The organism is Streptomyces sp. NPDC057302 (assembly GCF_042667685.1).
In the GTDB taxonomy this organism is placed as follows: domain Bacteria; phylum Actinomycetota; class Actinomycetes; order Streptomycetales; family Streptomycetaceae; genus Streptomyces.
Genome location: NZ_JBHUZJ010000024.1, coordinates 1 through 16,892, shown reverse-complemented (window position 1 = coordinate 16,892; position 16,892 = coordinate 1). Strand labels below are relative to the sequence as shown.

Annotated in this window: 15 protein-coding genes; 10 read left to right on the top strand and 5 right to left on the bottom strand. The window is 70.4% G+C overall.

The genetic code is table 11. From position 1 onward, the window contains the following. Positions 1-95 precede the first annotated feature (95 nt). Entirely contained in the window at positions 96-1,667 is a 1,572-nt protein-coding gene (locus ACFUPX_RS18855) for an APC family permease (protein ID WP_383323238.1), read from the top strand. Between the two features lie 18 nt (positions 1,668-1,685). Here ACFUPX_RS18855 and ACFUPX_RS18850 read toward each other — a convergent pair whose 3' ends face one another. Beyond that, a complete protein-coding gene (locus tag ACFUPX_RS18850; protein WP_383323235.1) occupies positions 1,686-2,477 on the bottom strand; it encodes an acetoacetate decarboxylase family protein in 792 nt (263 codons plus the stop codon). Between the two features lie 560 nt (positions 2,478-3,037). Here ACFUPX_RS18850 and ACFUPX_RS18845 point away from each other — a divergent pair. Then, on the top strand, positions 3,038-4,336 hold the full coding sequence (locus ACFUPX_RS18845) for a glutamine synthetase family protein (protein ID WP_383323232.1): 1,299 nt from the start codon (positions 3,038-3,040) through the stop codon (positions 4,334-4,336). A gap of 45 nt (positions 4,337-4,381) precedes the next feature. Next, positions 4,382-5,656 carry a cytochrome P450 gene (locus ACFUPX_RS18840; protein WP_383323229.1) on the top strand — a complete coding sequence of 425 codons (1,275 nt, stop codon included), beginning with the start codon at positions 4,382-4,384 and terminating at the stop codon, positions 5,654-5,656. Between the two features lie 79 nt (positions 5,657-5,735). Here the strand turns inward: ACFUPX_RS18840 and dusB are convergent, their stop codons facing one another. Both dusB and ACFUPX_RS18830 read right to left on the bottom strand, forming a co-directional pair. After that, positions 5,736-6,866, bottom strand: a complete 1,131-nt coding sequence (dusB, locus tag ACFUPX_RS18835; RefSeq protein ID WP_383323226.1) for a tRNA dihydrouridine synthase DusB — start codon at positions 6,864-6,866, stop codon at positions 5,736-5,738. A 47-nt stretch (positions 6,867-6,913) separates the two neighbouring features. Continuing rightward, complete coding sequence (locus ACFUPX_RS18830) at positions 6,914-7,852, bottom strand: helix-turn-helix transcriptional regulator (protein ID WP_383323433.1); 939 nt, start codon at positions 7,850-7,852, stop codon at positions 6,914-6,916. 119 nt (positions 7,853-7,971) lie between these two features. Between ACFUPX_RS18830 and ACFUPX_RS18825 the strand changes: the two genes are divergently transcribed. The 3 genes from ACFUPX_RS18825 (at position 7,972) to ACFUPX_RS18815 (ending at position 11,574) form a co-directional block, all read left to right on the top strand. After that, positions 7,972-9,426, top strand: coding sequence for an MFS transporter (locus ACFUPX_RS18825; protein WP_383323223.1), 1,455 nt, complete (start codon positions 7,972-7,974; stop codon positions 9,424-9,426). 253 nt (positions 9,427-9,679) lie between these two features. Beyond that, positions 9,680-11,149 carry an MFS transporter gene (locus tag ACFUPX_RS18820; RefSeq protein WP_383323220.1) on the top strand — a complete coding sequence of 490 codons (1,470 nt, stop codon included), beginning with the start codon at positions 9,680-9,682 and terminating at the stop codon, positions 11,147-11,149. Further along, positions 11,146-11,574 carry a protein-tyrosine phosphatase family protein gene (locus ACFUPX_RS18815; protein ID WP_383323217.1) on the top strand — a complete coding sequence of 143 codons (429 nt, stop codon included), beginning with the start codon at positions 11,146-11,148 and terminating at the stop codon, positions 11,572-11,574. Before ACFUPX_RS18820 ends, ACFUPX_RS18815 begins: the two co-directional genes overlap by 4 nt. 41 nt (positions 11,575-11,615) lie before the next feature. Here ACFUPX_RS18815 and ACFUPX_RS18810 read toward each other — a convergent pair whose 3' ends face one another. Further along, a complete protein-coding gene (locus ACFUPX_RS18810) occupies positions 11,616-11,822 on the bottom strand; it encodes a hypothetical protein (RefSeq protein WP_383323215.1) in 207 nt (68 codons plus the stop codon). A gap of 95 nt (positions 11,823-11,917) precedes the next feature. Further along, on the bottom strand, positions 11,918-13,297 hold the full coding sequence (locus ACFUPX_RS18805; RefSeq protein WP_383323212.1) for a glycine--tRNA ligase: 1,380 nt from the start codon (positions 13,295-13,297) through the stop codon (positions 11,918-11,920). A gap of 178 nt (positions 13,298-13,475) precedes the next feature. Between ACFUPX_RS18805 and ACFUPX_RS18800 the strand changes: the two genes are divergently transcribed. Genes ACFUPX_RS18800 through ACFUPX_RS18785 form a run of 4 tightly spaced genes read left to right on the top strand, consistent with a single transcriptional unit; the run spans position 13,476 to position 16,749 of the window. Then, positions 13,476-14,447 (top strand): metal ABC transporter substrate-binding protein, encoded by a 972-nt coding sequence (locus tag ACFUPX_RS18800; protein WP_383323209.1) that lies wholly within the window; start codon positions 13,476-13,478, stop codon positions 14,445-14,447. Between the two features lie 56 nt (positions 14,448-14,503). Beyond that, positions 14,504-15,322 carry a metal ABC transporter ATP-binding protein gene (locus ACFUPX_RS18795; RefSeq protein ID WP_383323206.1) on the top strand — a complete coding sequence of 273 codons (819 nt, stop codon included), beginning with the start codon at positions 14,504-14,506 and terminating at the stop codon, positions 15,320-15,322. A gap of 2 nt (positions 15,323-15,324) precedes the next feature. Next, positions 15,325-16,230, top strand: a complete 906-nt coding sequence (locus ACFUPX_RS18790; protein ID WP_383323430.1) for a metal ABC transporter permease — start codon at positions 15,325-15,327, stop codon at positions 16,228-16,230. 30 nt (positions 16,231-16,260) lie between these two features. Then, positions 16,261-16,749: a Fur family transcriptional regulator gene (locus ACFUPX_RS18785; protein ID WP_383323203.1), complete on the top strand. Its 489-nt coding sequence runs from the start codon at positions 16,261-16,263 to the stop codon at positions 16,747-16,749. Positions 16,750-16,892 lie beyond the last annotated feature (143 nt).

Genomic DNA, 16,892 nt, shown 5'->3' with positions numbered 1-16,892 from the left:
ATTTCGTACGGGCTCAAACGATAACGCGTTTCCAGCGGATACGCCCTCTCCCCTCTCCCCTCTCTCCCAGGCCCTCCCCTCCCCGGAGTCCCGTCATGACCGTCGACCGCCCCGGCACACCCACGCCCGCGCCCGCGCCCACGCCCGCATCGCCCATACCCTCGGCCTCCGGGTCCGGCTCCCCCGCCGTCCTCCCCGCCGCCCCCGAGCGCCGTATCGGCGTCGCGGGCATCGTCTTCTTCGTCGTCGCCGCATCGGCCCCGCTGACCGTGGCCGCCGGTGGCATACCGCAGTCCCTCGGTGTCACCGGAATCCTCGGCATACCCCTGCTCTACCTCCTCGTCGGCGTCGTCCTCGCGCTCTTCAGCGCGGGGTACGCGGCGATGAGCCGGCGCATCACGGGCGCCGGAGCGTTCTACGCGTACACGGCTCAGGGGCTTGGCCGTACCGCCGGTGTCGGCGCGGCGTTCGTCGCGCTGCTCGCGTACAACGCCATGCAGATCGGTATCGCCGGGCTCTTCGGGGCGACGACCGCGCAGTTCATCGACTCCAAGACCGGGCTCGACATCCCCTGGTGGGCGCTGGTCTTCGCGTGCACGGCCGTCGTGGGCGTACTCGGCTATCTCCGCGTGGACCTGGGCGTGAAGGTGCTCGCCGTGCTGCTCGTGCTTGAGTTCGGCACCGTGCTCGTCTTCGACATCGGGCAGTTCGCCGACGCCCCGCAGGGCATCTCCACCACTCCGCTGACCTGGGGCGCCGCCACGGACGGGTCGCTCGGGGTCGCGCTGTGCTGTGTGTTCGCCGCGTACATGGGCTTCGAGTCCGCGGCGCTGTACAGCGAGGAGTGCCGTGACCCTCGCCGTACCGTGGCGCGCGCCACCTATATCGCCGTCGGGCTCATCGGTGTCTTCTACGCGGTCACGGCGTGGGCGATGATCAGCGGGGCCGGTACCGGGCGGGCCACGAAGGTCGCGGCCGAGCAGGGGCCCGAGATGCTGTTCTTCCTCAGTGACCGGAGCAGTGGTCTGGGCACCGCCTTCTCCGACTTCGCGCAGCTCTTCCTCATCACCAGCCTGCTCGCGGCGCTGCTCTCCTTCCACAACGCCGTTGCCCGGTACGTTCGTTCGCTCGGCCGGGAGGGTGTGCTGCCACGCGGGCTTGGCGCGATCCACCCTCGGTACGGGTCGCCGTACCGAGGCTCCCTGCTCCAGACCCTGGTCGGCGTCGTCGTCATCGGCGTCTTCGCGCTCGCCGGGCGCGATCCGGTGATGGACGTCTTCACCTGGCTGACCAACCTCGGCGCCCTCGGCGTGATCCTGCTCCTGCTCGCCACGTCGGCTTCGGTCATCGCCTACTTCGCGCGGCGCCGCGATCTGGTCGAGCCGGTGTGGCACCGGTTGATCGCGCCGCTCCTCTCGGGCGTCGCGCTCGCGGTCTTCTTCTGGCTCGCGCTGACCAACTTCAGCGTGCAGTTGGGGGTTTCGTCCGGGAATCCGCTGCGGTGGGTGCTGCCCTGCCTCATTCTCGTCGCTGCGGCGGTGGGGGTTGCTTGGGGGCTTTGGCTGCGGGGGGCTCGGCCGGAGGTTTATGCGGGGATCGGGGCGGGGGCTGGGGCTGGGGCTGGGGCTGGGGCTGGGGCTGGGGCTGGGGCTGGGGCTGGGGAATAGCTGGGATTCGATGCCTGGCTACAGGCCTGTCTCCAGCAGGGTGCCGCCGTTCCACGTCACTCCGACCTGGCGGTAGTACGCCCCTATCGGCTCCTCGATCGTCAGCCCGGCCAGCTCTTCCGTGGGTGCGTCGAAGAGGTCCAGCTCGGCCTCGCCCGACCAGGCCTGGCCTCCCTCGAAGGAGGCGGCACCGGACGCTATGAGTTCGTCCAGGGCCAGGCCTTTCCCCTCGATGGCGGGGAGTTGGCGGTGGTGGGCCATGGGGTGGGCGTTGACGAAGCCGTTCGTCTCGGAGGGCTCGCGCAAGGTCACCACTGCCTGGGCGAGGCGGCGGTCGGCGGCGGCGAGGGTGGCTCCGAAGGCGGCGCCCTCCTCGATGCGGGGGGCGGGGCCGAAGGGGTGGGGGCGGGTGAGGTGGATCGAGCCGAGCTTCTTCGGGTAGCCCTGGTGGATGCCGCGGGCGATGGCGAAGTCCTTGTCGACCCAGATGTAGACGCAGCGGGAGTAGGTACGGCCGCGGTGAGCGCAGCGCACCACGGCGAAGCACTCCTTGTACTGGGCGCGGACGGGGTCGAGCAGTTCGGCCCTTGAGTCCCCGCAGGACTGCCAGTCGGCCCAGATGAGGGCTACGGCGCCGGGGTCTTCGGCGGCCAGGTCAAGCGGGGCGGGGAGGAGTTCGCGGACGCGGGCGGGGTCGGTGCGGTACTCGACGGTGAGCAGGTCGCCCGAGTAGTGCCAGGGCGGGGCCGGGATGAGGGAGGAGCGGCCCGTGGCGGTCCTGGGCGGGAAGAATCCTTGAACTCCGGCCATGGGGCTGGCTCCTTCGGCGCGGGCTGACGTTCGTTTGGGCCCGTACGATAGACCTCTCTCGGCGGGAGCGCTACGGGGGTGGTGGCTGCCGGGCGGGTGCACGGCGGTACGGGTTCGCTTTGGGGGCGGCGCCGCGCCGGTATGTCCGTCCTCGCCATCGCCCGGTGGCCGCTCTGCTACTTCGCCTCCGGAGCGCCGCGAACGGTGCTCCGGGCGGAAATACCGGCACGTCCCCTCACGAGCGCTCCCGACTGCGGGGTACCGGGTGGGCGGGTGGGAAAGCTCGTTCGTCCAGGGGCGGATGCGGGGTGAACGGGTGGGTGGGTGGGAGAGCCCCTACGGAGGTCAAGGGTGGGGCGAGCCATGGCAGTTGGCGGATGACCCCGCCGGGGGGGCTTGCGCGGGGCCTTGGGGGTTTCTATCGTTTGGTCTCAAACGATAGACCCGATCCGCCCCGCAGAAAGGCTGGACCACGGGTGAACGAAGCGAGCGCAACACCGCAGCCCCCGGCCCCCCAAGCCGCAGAAACGGTCGACGCCCTACGCGGTCAAGGAACCGACGTGGTCCGCGTCATCTATCCCGATCTCCTGGGAGCGGACCGCGGCCGGGACATCCTCGTGGCGCACCTGCCGAGCGCCTGCGACCACGGGCTCTCCTTCTGCCGCGCCGTCTACCACACCACCCCCCGGGGCGACGTCGTCCCCGTCACCGGCGGGCTCGACGCCGGGCTCCCCGATGTCTCCGTACGGCCCGATCTGTCGACCCTCCAGGCCCTGCCCTGGGAACCCGGCGTCGCCTGGTGTCTCGGGGACACCTTCGACCCCGCCACCGGTGAGCCCGCCCCGGAGTCGCCACGCGCCTTGCTGCGGCGGGTACTTGGGCGAGTCGAGGAGTGTGGCGGGGGTGATCTCACGCCCATTGTCGGGCCCGAGCTCGAGTATTTTCTCTGCGACGCCGACCCCGCCGCACCCTCCGGGTGGTCCGTGTACGGCGGCGCCACGGGCAACGTATACAGCGCGGGCCGGCGCGGTGACCCGGACGGTCATCTGCTGCGCACCCTGCGCAGCCTGGACGGCCTCGGCATCGGCGTCATCGCGGGCAACCACGAATTCGACGGCGGGCAGTTCGAGATCAACCTGGGGCACTCCGACGCCCTGGACGCCGCCGACCGAGCCTTCCGCTTCAAGGCCGCCGTCAAGGAGACGGCCCGCCGCGAGGGACGGCTCGCGACCTTCATGGCCAAGCCGTTCAACGGGCTCGGCGGCTCCGGCTTCCATCTGCACGTCTCGCTGGTCGACGGCGCCGGGCGCAACGTGTTCGAGGACCCCGAAGCCTCCGACGGGCTGTCCGCGACCGCCCGGCACGCCATAGCCGGACTCCTGCGGCACGCACCCGCCCTCAGCGCCCTGCTCAACCCGACCGTCAACTCGTACAAACGGTTCGGTCCCGACACCCTCGCCCCCTGGCTGATCGACTGGGGCCTCGACAACCGCAGCGCGATGCTGCGCGTCCCGCCGGAGAGGGGGGAAGGGACCAGGATCGAGCTGCGGCTCGGCGACGCGTCCGGCAACCCCTATCTCGTCGTCGCCGGGACGGTCGCCGCGCTTCTCCTCGGCATCCGCGACAAGGCGGAGCCGCCCGCCCCACTGGAGGGCTACGGCTACCAGGAGGACTCCGCGCCCCGCCTCCCCGGCACGCTCGGCGCCGCGCTCGACGCCCTGGAGGCCGATGAGGCGTTGACCGGACTTCTGGGCGAGGCGTTCACCGACGCCTTCCTCACGTACAAGCGCAATGAGATCGAACGGTTCCAACAGCACGTCACCGAATGGGAGTTCACGGAGTACGCCTTCCTCATCTGACCGACCTGACCGCACCGCCATGAGATGCCGAGAAGGAGTACGTCCATGAGTACGGTCACGGGCCCCGCGCCCCTCGACCTGTCCGAGGTCGACCTCGCCGACAACGACAAGTTCACCGACGGCACGCTGCCCTGGCGGATGTTCGACGTGCTGCGCCGGGAGGACCCCGTCCACTGGCAGCCCGAGCCCGCGCCCAACTCCGGCTTCTGGGCGCTCACTCGGCACGACGACATCGTGCGCGTCGACCGCGACCCGGAGACGTTCACCTCGATGCGGTTCACCAATCTGGAGGAGGTCGACGAGGATCAGATCGCCCTGCGCCGCTCCCTTCTGGAGACCGACGGCATGCGGCACCGTGCGATGCGGCTGATCCTGCAGAAGCAGTTCACCCCGCGCGCGGTGGCGACGTACGAGACGTTCCTGCGCGGCCTGACCGCCCGCACGCTCGACGCGGCGCTCCCCAAGGGGACCTTCGACTTCGTGCGGGAGGTCTCGGCGGACTTCCCCATCAACGTGCTCGCGCGGATGCTCGACGTCCCCGAGGAGGACACCCAGCAGCTCATCGACTGGGGCAACCGCATCATCGGCAACACCGACCCCGACTATGCCGATGTGCTTCTGGAGAGCGCCGAGAGCGAGCAGTACCGCGATCTGCCGTTCCGGTCCCCCGCCGCGCTCGAAGTCTTCGAGTACGGGAGGAAGTTGGCCGCGAAACGTCGGGGAGGTGGCGGGACCGATCTCGTGAGCACGTTGGTCAACAACTCGCCCAAGGACGGGGTCCCGCTCTCCGACACCGACTTCGACAACTACTTCCTGCTGCTCGTCGTCGCGGGCAACGAGACCACACGGCACGCCATTTCGCACTCCATGCTCGCCCTGATCGACCATCCGCACGAGCGCGCCAGGCTCACCGCCGACCCCTCGCTCATCCCTGGCGGCGTCGAGGAATGTCTGCGCTGGGCCTCGCCCGTCTACCACTTCCGGCGGACGGCGACCCGTGACGTGGAACTCGGCGGCAAGCTGATCAGGGAGGGCGACAAGGTGGTGCTGTGGTTCGCGTCGGGGAATCGCGACGCGGACGTCTTCCCCGATCCTTACCGCTTCGACGTGACGCGCGAGAACATCGACCACGTCACCTTCGGCAAGGGCAGCCCGCACTTCTGCCTGGGCAACTCCCTGGCCCGCCTGGAGATGCGCATCATGTTCGAGGAGTTGCTGCCGAGGTTGGCGGACATCCGCTTGACCGGCGAGGTTCGCCGCGTCCGCTCCAATTTCGTGAACGGGATCAAGGAACTTCCCGTCACGGTCACCCTGGCATAGCGCTCCCGCCGAAAGACGCATTCGTCCGCGGGTCGGATACGGCTGGTCGCGCAGTTCCCCGCGCCCCCGAAGGGGCGCCTCAGCCGCCGGACGTGTCCAGTTCCGCGTCCTCGCTGATGCCCGCGCAGTCGTAGGGGTCCTTCAGCCAGCCGTCCGGCAGGACCACGCGGTTGTTGCCCGACGTACGGCCACGCGGTCCGTCCGCGCCCGTCGGCCAACCCTGGTCGAGGTCCAACTCGCCGAGTCCGTCTTCGAGTTCGGCCAGTGATGAAGTGATCGCGAGGCGCTTGCGCATCTCCGAGCCGACCGAGAAGCCCTTGAGGTACCAGGCCACGTGCTTGCGGAAGTCGATGACCCCGCGCGCCTCGTCGCCGATCCACTCACCGAGGAGCGTCGCGTGGCGGAGCATGACCTTCGAGACCTCGCGCAGGTCCGGGGCCTTGGGCGCGCCCGTGCCCTCGAAGGCGGCCACCAGGTCGGCGAAGAGCCAGGGGCGGCCGAGGCAGCCGCGGCCCACGACGACTCCGTCGCAGCCCGTCTCCTTCATCATCCGCACCGCGTCGGCGGCGGACCAGATGTCTCCGTTGCCCAGGACCGGGATCTCGGGGACGTGCTCCTTGAGGCGGGCGATGGCGTCCCAGTCGGCGGTGCCGCCGTAGTGCTGGGCGGCGGTACGGCCGTGCAGCGCGATCGCCGTGACGCCCTCCTCGACGGCGATGCGGCCCGCGTCCAGGAAGGTGATGTGCTCGTCGTTGATGCCCTTGCGCATCTTCATCGTGACGGGGAGGTCCCCGGCGCCGCTGACTGCCTCACGCAGGATCGCGCGGAGCAAGGGCCTCTTGTACGGGAGCGCGGAGCCGCCGCCCTTGCGGGTGACCTTGGGGACGGGGCAGCCGAAGTTCAGGTCGATGTGGTCGGCGAGGTTCTCCTCGGCGATCATGCGGACCGCCTTGCCGACGGTCGCGGGGTCGACCCCGTACAGCTGGATGGACCGGGGCTTCTCGGTCTCGTCGAAGTGGATCAGCTGCATGGTCTTCTCGTTGCGCTCGACCAGCGCCCGCGTCGTGATCATCTCGCTGACGAAGAGGCCCTTGCCCCCGCTGAACTCCCGGCACAGCGTCCGGAACGGCGCGTTCGTGATGCCCGCCATGGGGGCGAGCACGACGGGCGGCCGCACGGCGTGCGGGCCGATCTGAAGCTGAGGCTCCATGGCGCGGGGTTCCTCCGAGGCGAGCTGTCGGGCGAGGGGCAGACCTCTTATTGTCCCTCATCCGCGGGACTGCCCGTACGGGTGCCCGTGCGGGTGCCCGTGCGGGTGCCCGTACGGCTGCCCACGCGCCTGGCCTTCACCAGGCGGTACAGCTCCTCGGTGGCCGCCTGCGAGCGCGCGTCCGCCGGGACGTACGTACCCAGGCGCGGGCCTTCGGCCGGGCCGAGCCACAGTCCGTGGTACGTGAAGTGCAGCGGGCCCACGACCGGGTTGTTGAACCGCTTGGTCTGGTCCACCGCCTGCATCACCTCGTGCCGCTCCCACAGCTCGCAGAAGGTGGGCGAGGCCTTGCGCATCCTCCTGAGCAGCGTCTTCCACGCCGGGTCCGCGAGGTGCCCGGCCATCCGCGCCCGGAATCTCGCGACCATCCGGCGCATCGTCTCCTCCCGGTCGTCCATGGCGGCCTGCCAGGCGGGGTGCGTGAAGGTCAGCCACATGCAGTTGCGGTCCTCGGGCGGCAGCTCGTCGAGGTCGGCGAGGAGATTTCCGTACGTGGCGTTGTGGGCGAGGATGTCGTAGCGGGCGTTCTGGACGCATGCCGGGTACGGCTCGAGCTGCGTGACGATCCGCAGCAGGCCCTGCGGGACCGACGCGATCTCGGCGGCCGGTGAGGGGTCGGCGGTGCCCGCGAGCTGGAAGAGGTGGGCGCGCTCGCCGGCGTCCAGCATCAGGGCCCGGGACAGCGCGTCGAGCACCTGGGCCGAGACGTGGATGGCGCGGCCCTGCTCCAGCCACGTGTACCAGGTGACGCCGACCGTGGAGAGGTGCGCGACCTCCTCGCGGCGCAGCCCTGGCGTGCGGCGGCGCGGGCCGCGGGGCAGCCCCGCCTGCTCGGGCGTGATCCGCTCGCGGCGGCTGCGCAGGAAGTCGGCGAGCTCGCTGCGGCGGATGCGGTCGCCCGGCCGCGTCCGCGCCGCGGTGTCCATAGCCATGGCACTGTCCATGGGGACAGCTTGCCTGCCCGCGGACCCTGTTTCCAGGTAGTACAGGTACCAGGATAAAGAGACTCTGGTACCAGGCTGAAGGTTCGACGACCGTCGTACTCGTGAACCTGACGAACTCCACGGCACGCGTCCTGAAGCCCACCCCGGCCGCGCCGGCCGCCCCTCACAGCTCCCCCGCCCTGACCCCGCTCGGCCTCGTCACGATCCTGCTCGGCGCCGCGCTCCCGATGATCGACTTCTTCATCGTCAACGTCGCCCTGCCCAACATCGAACACGACCTGCGCGCGTCCCCCGCCACCCTGGAGATGGTCGTCGCGGGGTACGCCGTCGCGTACGCCGTACTGCTCGTGCTCGGCGGGCGGCTCGGCGACACCTTCGGGCGCCGCAGGCTCTACCTCTGGGGCGTCGCCGCCTTCGGCGTGACCTCGCTGGCCTGTGGACTCGCGCCCGGCGCCTGGTGGCTGGTCGGGGCGCGCGTCGCCCAGGGCGCGGCGTCCGCGCTGATGCTGCCGCAGGTGCTCGCCACCATCCACGCGACGACGCGGGGCGAGCGGCGGACGAAGGCGGTCGCCCTCTACGGCTCGGTGGGCGGCATCTCCATGATCCTGGGCCAGGTGCTCGGCGGTGTGCTGGTCTCCGCCGACCTGGCGGGCACCGGCTGGCGCGCGGTGTTCCTGGTGAACGCCCCCGTCGCCGTGGCCGCCCTGCTCTGCGCGGTGCGCTCGGTGCCGGACAGCCGTGCCGAGCAGCCCACCCGCAGCGACATCGGCGGCACGCTGCTGTTCGCCGCGTCCCTGATCGCCCTGCTGCTGCCCCTGACCGAGGGACGGGCCGCGGGCTGGCCCCTGTGGTCGATTCTGCTCCTGGTCGCCGCACCGTTCCTGGCCTGGGCGTTCGCCCGCGTCGAGCTGCGCGCCGAACGCTCCGGCGGCAGCCCGCTGCTGCCCCCGTCGCTCCTGCGCGAACCCGGTGTACGCAGGGGGCTCACCATCGGCCTGCCCATCTTCACCGGCTTCGCGGGCTGGATGTTCGTGAGCGCGGTGACGCTCCAGCAGTGGCTGGGCTTCAGCCCCCTGAAGGCCGGGCTGACCCTGATCCCCATGGGCGTCGCCCAGTTCGCGGCGTCGATGCTCGCACCGCGCCTGGTGACGCGGCTCGGCAGCCGCGCCCTGACGGCCTGCGCCCTGGCGCACGCCTGCGGCCTGGCGATCCTCGCCCTCACGGTGCAGTGGGCGCCGATGTCCGCCCTGAGCCCGCTCGTCCTCGCCCCCGGCCTCGTCCTGTGCGGCATCGGCCAGGGCGTCCAGCTCGCCCTCTACTACCGCATCGTGCTCGCGGCGGTACCGGCGTCGAAGGCGGGCGCGGGCAGTGGTCTGGCGGCGACGGTCCAGCAGTCCTGCCTGGCCCTGGGCGTCGCCACGCTCGGCTCGCTCTTCCTGGCGCTGGTTCCGGCGGTGGGTATGCGGGATGCGTTCGCGATCGTCCTGGGCGTACAGCTGACGGGCCTCATCGGCCTGGGGCTGCTGAGTCTGCGGCTGCCGCGGGGGCTCGCCTGAGGCGGGGGCGGGCGTGGCGGCGGGCTTCTCCGGTGCGGGCGCGGCGGCGGGCTCTTCCGGTGCGGGTCCGTCGTGGTTGCTCGCGCCGTTCCCCGCGCCCCTGACGGGCGCCCCTGACCGCCCATACATGCCGTGCGCATTCGTCGTGGTTGCTCGCGCCGTTCCCCGCGCCCCCAGCGTGCCCGGCGTTCCCCCCACCCCTGACGGGGCGGCCCCGACGCGGCCTCCGCCCCCTCGGGATACCGTCGAAGTCATGCCCCCGCAAGAGCTGACGCACCGCCGACGCATGCTCGTCCTCGCGATCTGCTGCATGAGCCTGCTCATCGTCAGCCTCGACAACACCGTTCTGAACGTCGCCCTGCCCACCATGGCGCGGGAGTTCGGCACCAACATCTCGGGCATGCAGTGGACGATCGACGCCTACACCCTCGTACTCGCCGCGCTCCTCATGCTCGCGGGTTCGACGGCGGACCGTGTGGGACGGCAGAAGATCTTCAAGGTCGGGCTCGTGATCTTCACGGTGGCCTCCGTCGCCTGTTCCCTCGCCCCCAACCTCGAGTCCCTCGTGGCCTTCCGGATGCTCCAGGCGGTCGGCGGTTCCATGCTCAACCCGGTCGCGATGTCGATCATCACGAACACGTTCACCGAGCCCCGCGAGCGGGCTCGCGCCATCGGCGTCTGGGGCGGGGTGGTCGGCATCTCCATGGCGGCGGGTCCGCTGGTGGGCGGCCTCCTGGTGGACTCCGTCGGCTGGCGCTCCATCTTCTGGATCAACCTGCCGGTCGGCCTCGCGGCGCTCCTCCTCACCATCCGGTACGTCCCCGAGTCCCGCGCCCCCAAGCCCCGGCGCCCCGACCCCGTGGGCCAGCTCCTGGTGATCGTCCTGCTCGGCGCCCTGACGTACGCGATCATCGAGGCCCCCACGGCGGGCTGGACGTCCCCGCTGATCATCACGTTCGCGGCGGCGGCGCTGCTGACCCTGCTCGGCCTCCTCGCTTACGAGCCGCGCCGCACCGACCCCCTCATCGACCTGCGCTTCTTCCGCTCGGCGCCGTTCAGCGGGGCGACCGTGATCGCGGTCAGCGCCTTCGCCGCGCTCGGCGGCTTCCTCTTCCTCTCCACGCTCTACCTCCAGAACGTACGCGGCCTGAACGCCCTGCACGCGGGCGTCTGGATGCTGCCGATGGCCACGATGACGCTGATCTGCGCCCCGCTGTCGGGCCGCCTGGTGGGCAGCCGTGGCCCGCGCCTTCCGCTGCTGATCGCGGGGGTCGCGATGACGACGTCCGGAGTCCTCTTCGCCGCCTTCGACGCGGAGACCACCAACGCGACGCTCTTCCTCGGCTACGCCCTCTTCGGCCTCGGCTTCGGCTTCGTGAACGCCCCCATCACCAACACCGCCGTCTCCGGAATGCCCCGCTCCCAGGCGGGCGTCGCCGCCGCCGTCGCCTCCACGAGCCGCCAGATCGGCCAGACCCTGGGCGTCGCGGTCATCGGCGCGGTCCTGGCCTCCGGCGTGGGCACTTCGTCGTACGCGGCCGTCTTCACCGAGGCCAGCCGCCCCGCCTGGTGGATCATCGCGGGCTGCGGCCTCGCGGTCCTGCTCCTCGGCGCCCTGACCAGCGGCCGCTGGGCGAGGGAGACGGCGCGGCGCACGGCGGAGCGGCTCACCCCCGGCTCACAGGACCCGGCCGACCGGTCCAGCACTACTCTCGCGCCATGACCGCGACTTGGGACCCCACAGCGCCAGGTGTACTACGACTCCCCTCGGGGCGGCTCATCCGTGGCCGCGGGCTGAGGCATCCGCTCCCGGAAGGCCCGACCCCCGCCTTCGCGCTGTACCTCCTGGGCAAGGAGCCGCCCGCCGTCGCCTGGGAGACCCGATGGCTGCGCTGGCCCGACTTCCGCCTGCCCACCGACCGCGAGGCGACCAGCGCCGCCCTGCGCGAGGCGTTGGAGCGGTCGCGGGAGGAGCGGGTGGAGGTCGCGTGCGGCGGCGGGCAGGGGCGTACGGGGACGGCGCTGGCGTGCATGGCGGTGCTGGACGGGGTGCCGAGCGGTGAGGCGGTGGCGTACGTGCGGGAGCACTACGCGCGGCGGGCCGTGGAGACGCCGTGGCAGAAGAGGTTCGTGCGGCGGTTCGGCTGAAGGGCCCCGCTGAAAGCGGCAGCAGCAGCCGCTCGACGAGGTCACGGCACCGAAGGGTCCACCGTCGCCTGATGCTCCTCGGCGAGATGCTCCTCCGCCTTGAGCCAGGGCAGGAACTGGGCCCGTTTCCCCCAGCCGCACGTGTCGCAGCTCAACTGGCGCTGGACACCGGCCTTTCGCACGTGCACGACATGCTCGCGCCCGTGCTGGTCCCATCTGCTGACCTTGCTCGTGGTCATCGAAGGCATGGCGAACAGTGTGCAGCAGAAGCCCCCGGTTCCGTGTGCGGAACCGGGGGCTTCTTTCAAGCTTCACTCAGTGCGTGCCCGCGCTGGGCCAGGTGTCAGCAGCCCACCAGGCGCGAGGCGAGGTAGCCCTCGATCTGGTCGAGGGAGACGCGCTCCTGCTTCATCGAGTCACGCTCGCGCACCGTCACCGCGTTGTCGTCCAGGGTGTCGAAGTCGACCGTCACGCAGTACGGCGTGCCGATCTCGTCCTGGCGGCGGTAGCGGCGGCCGATGGCGCCGGCGTCGTCGAAGTCGATGTTCCAGTTCTGGCGCAGGGCGGTCGCGAGGCCCTTGGCCTTGGGCGACAGCTCCGGGTTCCGCGAAAGGGGCAGGACCGCGACCTTCACCGGCGCGATGCGGTGGTCGAAGCGCATGACCGTCCGCTTCTCCAGCTTGCCCTTGGCGTTGGGCGCCTCGTCCTCGATGTACGAGTCGAGGAGGAAGGCCAGCATCGTGCGGCCGACGCCCGCCGCGGGCTCGATGACGTACGGGGTCCAGCGCTCCTGGGCCTCCTGGTCGAAGTAGGAGAGGTCCTGGCCCGAAGCCTTGGAGTGCGCGGAGAGGTCGTAGTCCGTGCGGTTGGCGACGCCCTCGAGCTCGCCCCACTCGCTGCCGCCGAAGCGGAAGCGGTACTCGATGTCAGCGGTGCGCTTCGAGTAGTGGGAGAGCTTCTCCTTCGGGTGCTCGAACCAGCGCATGTTCTCCTCGCGCAGGCCCAGGCCGGTGTACCAGTTCCAGCGCTGCTCCATCCAGTACTCCTGCCACTTCTCGTCCTCGCCCGGCTTGACGAAGAACTCCATCTCCATCTGCTCGAACTCGCGGGTCCGGAAGATGAAGTTGCCGGGCGTGATCTCGTTGCGGAAGGACTTGCCCATCTGCGCGATGCCGAAGGGCGGCTTCTTGCGCGAAGTCTGCTGGACCTGGCCGAAGTTGGTGAAGATGCCCTGCGCGGTCTCGGGGCGCAGGTAGGCGACGGAGCCGCTGTCCTGCGTGGGGCCGAGGTGGGTGGCGAGCATGCCGGAGAACTGCTTGGGCTCGGTGAACTGGCCCTTGGTGCCGCAGTTGGGGCAGTTGACGTCGGCCAGGCTCTCGGGCGGACGGCCGTGCTTGGCCTCGTACGCCTCTTCCAGGTGGTCGGCGCGGTGGCGCTTGTGGCAGGAGAGGCACTCGGTCAACGGGTCGGAGAACGTCGCGACGTGACCCGAGGCCTGCCAGACCTCCGTGGCCAGGATCACCGACGAGTCGATACCGACGACGTCCTCACGCGAAGTGACCATGTAACGCCACCACTGGCGCTTGAGGTTCTCCTTGAGCTCGACGCCGAGCGGCCCGTAATCCCAGGCGGCACGCTGGCCGCCGTAGATCTCACTGCACGGGTAAACAAAGCCACGGCGCTTGCTCAGGCTGACGATGCTGTCGATCTTGTCGGCGGCCACGGTGCTCTCTTCATTACGACGGTGGGCGAAGCGAATGCTTCAGGTTACCGGCGGCCTTACCCCCCTAATCAAATCGGTTCCCGGTCCACCGCCCGTCCACCGCCCGCCGACCGCCCATCCACCCGCACATCGGACAGCTAGTTGACAATCGTTTCCACATTTGTTGAAAATGAGTGTCATGAACGTACGTCGCCTCATACCCACCGCCGCCGTCGCCTCCGCCACGGTTCTCGGCCTCACGGCCCTCTCCGCCTGCTCCTCCTCCAGCGCCGCGGACAAGAACGGCGACGGCAAGCTGAACGTGACGGCGTCGTTCTACCCCATGCAGTTCCTGGCCCAGGAGATCGGCGGCGACCACGTCTCCGTGGACACCCTGACCAAGCCGGGCGTCGAGCCGCACGACCTGGAGCTCAGCCCGAGGCAGACCGCCTCGCTCGGCGAATCCGACCTCATCCTCTACCTCAAGGGCATCCAGCCCGCCGTCGACGACGCCATCGGCCAGTCCGGCGTGGAGGACACCGTGGACGCCGCGAGCCTCACCCAGCTGGAGAAGCACGGCACGGGCGTCGGCCACGACCACGGCCACGAGCACGAGGACGAGGACGAGGAGCACGGCGAGGAAGAGGGCGGCGCCGACCCGCACGTCTGGCTCGACCCGGTGAAGTACGCCGAGGTCGCCGAGGGCGTCGGCAAGGCGATGGAGAAGGCCGACCCGGACCACGCGGCGGCGTACAAGAAGAACACCAAGGCCCTGGTCGGGAAGCTGGACGCCCTGAACGCCAAGTTCGAGAGCGGCCTGAAGAACACGAAGAGCAAGACGTTCATCACCACGCACTCCGCCTTCGGCTACCTCGCCGAGCGCTACGGCCTGGAGCAGGAGAGCATCGCCGGCGTCGACCCCGAGTCGGACCCGAGCCCCGCCCGCATCAAGGAGCTCCAGGACATCGCCAAGAAGGACGACGTCTCCACGGTGTTCTTCGAGGTCCTCGCCAGCGAGAAGACCGCCGAGACACTGGCCGGCGACGCGAAGCTCAAGACGGACGTCCTGGACCCCCTCGAGGGAATTACGGGCAAGTCCAAGGGCGATGACTACATCGGGGTCATGGAGTCCAACCTCGCCGCGCTGCAGAAGGCGCTCGGCGCGAAGTGAACGTACGGCCACACGTACGGCCACACGTACGGCTAGCAGCATCGGAGGCGCACGCCATGGAAGCCACGGACATGGAAGCCACGGACGCGGCAGGGCCCGCCACGCCGCCCGTCATATCCGTGCGGGCGGCCACGGCCACCCTCGGCGCGCGCCCGGTGCTGCGCGGCATCGACCTCAGCGTCGGACGCGGTGAGGTGGTGGCCCTGCTCGGCGCGAACGGCTCGGGCAAGTCCACCGCCGTCCGCTCCGTGATCGGCCAAGTCCCGCTCACCGGCGGCGACATCAGCCTCTTCGGCACCCCCCTGAAGCGCTTCAGGCAGTGGGCCCGCATCGGCTACGTGCCGCAGCGCACGACGGCCGCGAGCGGCGTCCCCGCGACGATCCGCGAGGTCGTCTCGTCGGGCCGCCTCTCGCGTACGAAGCTGACGAAGCTGGGCTGGGCGACGAAGGCGGACCGCGCGGCGGTCGACCGGGCCATCCGGCTCGTCGGTCTCGCCGACCGCGCCAAGGACTCGGTCAGCGCCCTCTCCGGCGGCCAGCACCAGCGGGTGCTCATCGCCCGCGCGCTCGCCTCCGAGCCCGAGCTGCTGATCATGGACGAGCCGATGGCGGGCGTCGACCTGGCGAGCCAGGAGATCCTCGCGCAGACCCTGCGCGAACAGGTCGCCGCCGGTACGACGGTCCTGCTCGTGCTGCACGAGCTCGGCGCCCTCGAACCGCTGATCGACCGCGCGATCGTCCTGCGCGACGGCTGCGTGACGCACGACGGCCCGCCGCCCAAGGCCACGGGCCAGCACGCGCTGCCCGGCCACGACCACGTACATCCGCACTCGGCCGACGAGCACGAGCCGATCCGCACAGGACTGCTGACCTGATGATGGAAATCTTCCAGACCGAATTCATGCAGCGGGCGCTGATCGCCGCCGTCCTCGTCGGCATCACGGCCCCCGCCATCGGCATCTACCTCGTCCAGCGCCGCCAGGCCCTGATGGGCGACGGCATCGGCCACATCGCCATGACGGGCGTCGGCCTCGGCTTCCTGCTCAACTCCAGCCCCGTGTGGATGGCGACGCTGATCGCCGTCGTCGGCGCGGTGACGATGGAGCTGATCAGGGCGTACGGCAAGACGCGCGGCGACATCGCCCTCGCGATGCTCTTCTACGGCGGCATGGCGGGCGGTGTCCTGCTGATCAACCTCTCGGACACCGGCTCCAACGCGAACCTCTCCTCGTACCTCTTCGGCTCGCTCTCGACGGTCTCGGACTCCGACGTCACGGCGATCTGCCTGCTCGCGGCCTTTGTGGTCCTGGTCACGGTCGGCTTGCGCAAGCAGCTGTTCGCGGTGAGCCAGGACGAGGAGTTCGCGCGGGTGACGGGCCTGCCCGTGCGCGCCCTCAACCTCCTCATCGCGGTCACGGCGGCGGTGACGGTGACCGTCGCGATGCGTGTCGTGGGCCTGCTCCTGGTGAGCGCGCTCATGGTGGTGCCGGTCGCGGCGGCCCAGCAGATCACCCGCTCGTTCAAGGTGACGTTCATCCTGTCGGTGGTCATCGGCACCGCGGTGACCCTCTCCGGCACGGTCACGTCGTACTACCAGGACGTGCCGCCCGGCGCGACGATCGTCCTGATGGCGATCGGCGTCTTCGTCGTCCTGACGGCGCTCGCGACCCCGCTGGCCAGGCGTCGGGCGCGGGCCGTGAGCGACGCGGAGGCGACCTGCACGGCGGACGCTTCCCCGGACGTCCCCGGGGCGCGGCGACCGGTGGACGAGGTCACCGTCTGAGAGCGAGCTGGCACAATGGCCCGACGGGATATGACAGATCTGCGGTCAATCTGCGGGCGATCGTGCGAGTTATCAGTTGAGGAGGCACCTGTGACAACAGCTGCGGGACCCCCGGTACGAGGCCGATCCACCCGGCAGCGCGCCGCGGTGGCGGCGGCCCTGGGCGAGGTGGACGAGTTCCGCAGTGCGCAGGACCTGCACGACATGCTCAAGCACAAGGGCGATTCGGTGGGCCTGACCACGGTCTACCGCACGCTCCAGTCCCTCGCCGACGCCGGCGAGGTCGACGTGCTCCGCACCGACGAGGGCGAGTCGGTCTACCGCCGCTGCTCCACCGGCGACCACCACCATCACCTGGTCTGCCGGGTGTGCGGCAAGGCGGTCGAGGTGGAAGGCCCGGCGGTCGAGAAGTGGGCCGAGGCGATCGCTTCCGACCATGGGTATGTGGACGTGGCGCACACGGTGGAGATCTTCGGGACCTGCGCGGAGTGCGCGGCGGCTGCCGCGAAGCAGAAGTGACCTGAACGTACAGGGGGGGGGGCCCCCCGGCGGGGGGGGGGGCCCCCCCGGAGGGTTTAAAACGAAGAGGGTGTAAAATTTTGGGTGAATTAAACCGTAGGGGTGGGGCCCGCCCACCCCCCGGGGGGCCCCCCCGGCGACAA

What these genes read in the sequence shown, in the direction of transcription:
- ACFUPX_RS18855 (WP_383323238.1), top strand. Translation starts at nt 96, where the DNA reads ATGACCGTCGACCGCCCCGGCACACCCACGCCCGCGCCCGCGCCCACG.
- ACFUPX_RS18850 (WP_383323235.1), bottom strand. Translation starts at nt 2,477, where the DNA reads ATGGCCGGAGTTCAAGGATTCTTCCCGCCCAGGACCGCCACGGGCCGC.
- ACFUPX_RS18840 (WP_383323229.1), top strand. Translation starts at nt 4,382, where the DNA reads ATGAGTACGGTCACGGGCCCCGCGCCCCTCGACCTGTCCGAGGTCGAC.
- dusB (WP_383323226.1), bottom strand. Translation starts at nt 6,866, where the DNA reads ATGGAGCCTCAGCTTCAGATCGGCCCGCACGCCGTGCGGCCGCCCGTC.
- ACFUPX_RS18830 (WP_383323433.1), bottom strand. Translation starts at nt 7,852, where the DNA reads ATGGACACCGCGGCGCGGACGCGGCCGGGCGACCGCATCCGCCGCAGC.
- ACFUPX_RS18820 (WP_383323220.1), top strand. Translation starts at nt 9,680, where the DNA reads ATGCCCCCGCAAGAGCTGACGCACCGCCGACGCATGCTCGTCCTCGCG.
- ACFUPX_RS18815 (WP_383323217.1), top strand. Translation starts at nt 11,146, where the DNA reads ATGACCGCGACTTGGGACCCCACAGCGCCAGGTGTACTACGACTCCCC.
- ACFUPX_RS18810 (WP_383323215.1), bottom strand. Translation starts at nt 11,822, where the DNA reads ATGCCTTCGATGACCACGAGCAAGGTCAGCAGATGGGACCAGCACGGG.
- ACFUPX_RS18800 (WP_383323209.1), top strand. Translation starts at nt 13,476, where the DNA reads ATGAACGTACGTCGCCTCATACCCACCGCCGCCGTCGCCTCCGCCACG.
- ACFUPX_RS18795 (WP_383323206.1), top strand. Translation starts at nt 14,504, where the DNA reads ATGGAAGCCACGGACATGGAAGCCACGGACGCGGCAGGGCCCGCCACG.
- ACFUPX_RS18790 (WP_383323430.1), top strand. Translation starts at nt 15,325, where the DNA reads ATGGAAATCTTCCAGACCGAATTCATGCAGCGGGCGCTGATCGCCGCC.
- ACFUPX_RS18785 (WP_383323203.1), top strand. Translation starts at nt 16,261, where the DNA reads ATGACAGATCTGCGGTCAATCTGCGGGCGATCGTGCGAGTTATCAGTT.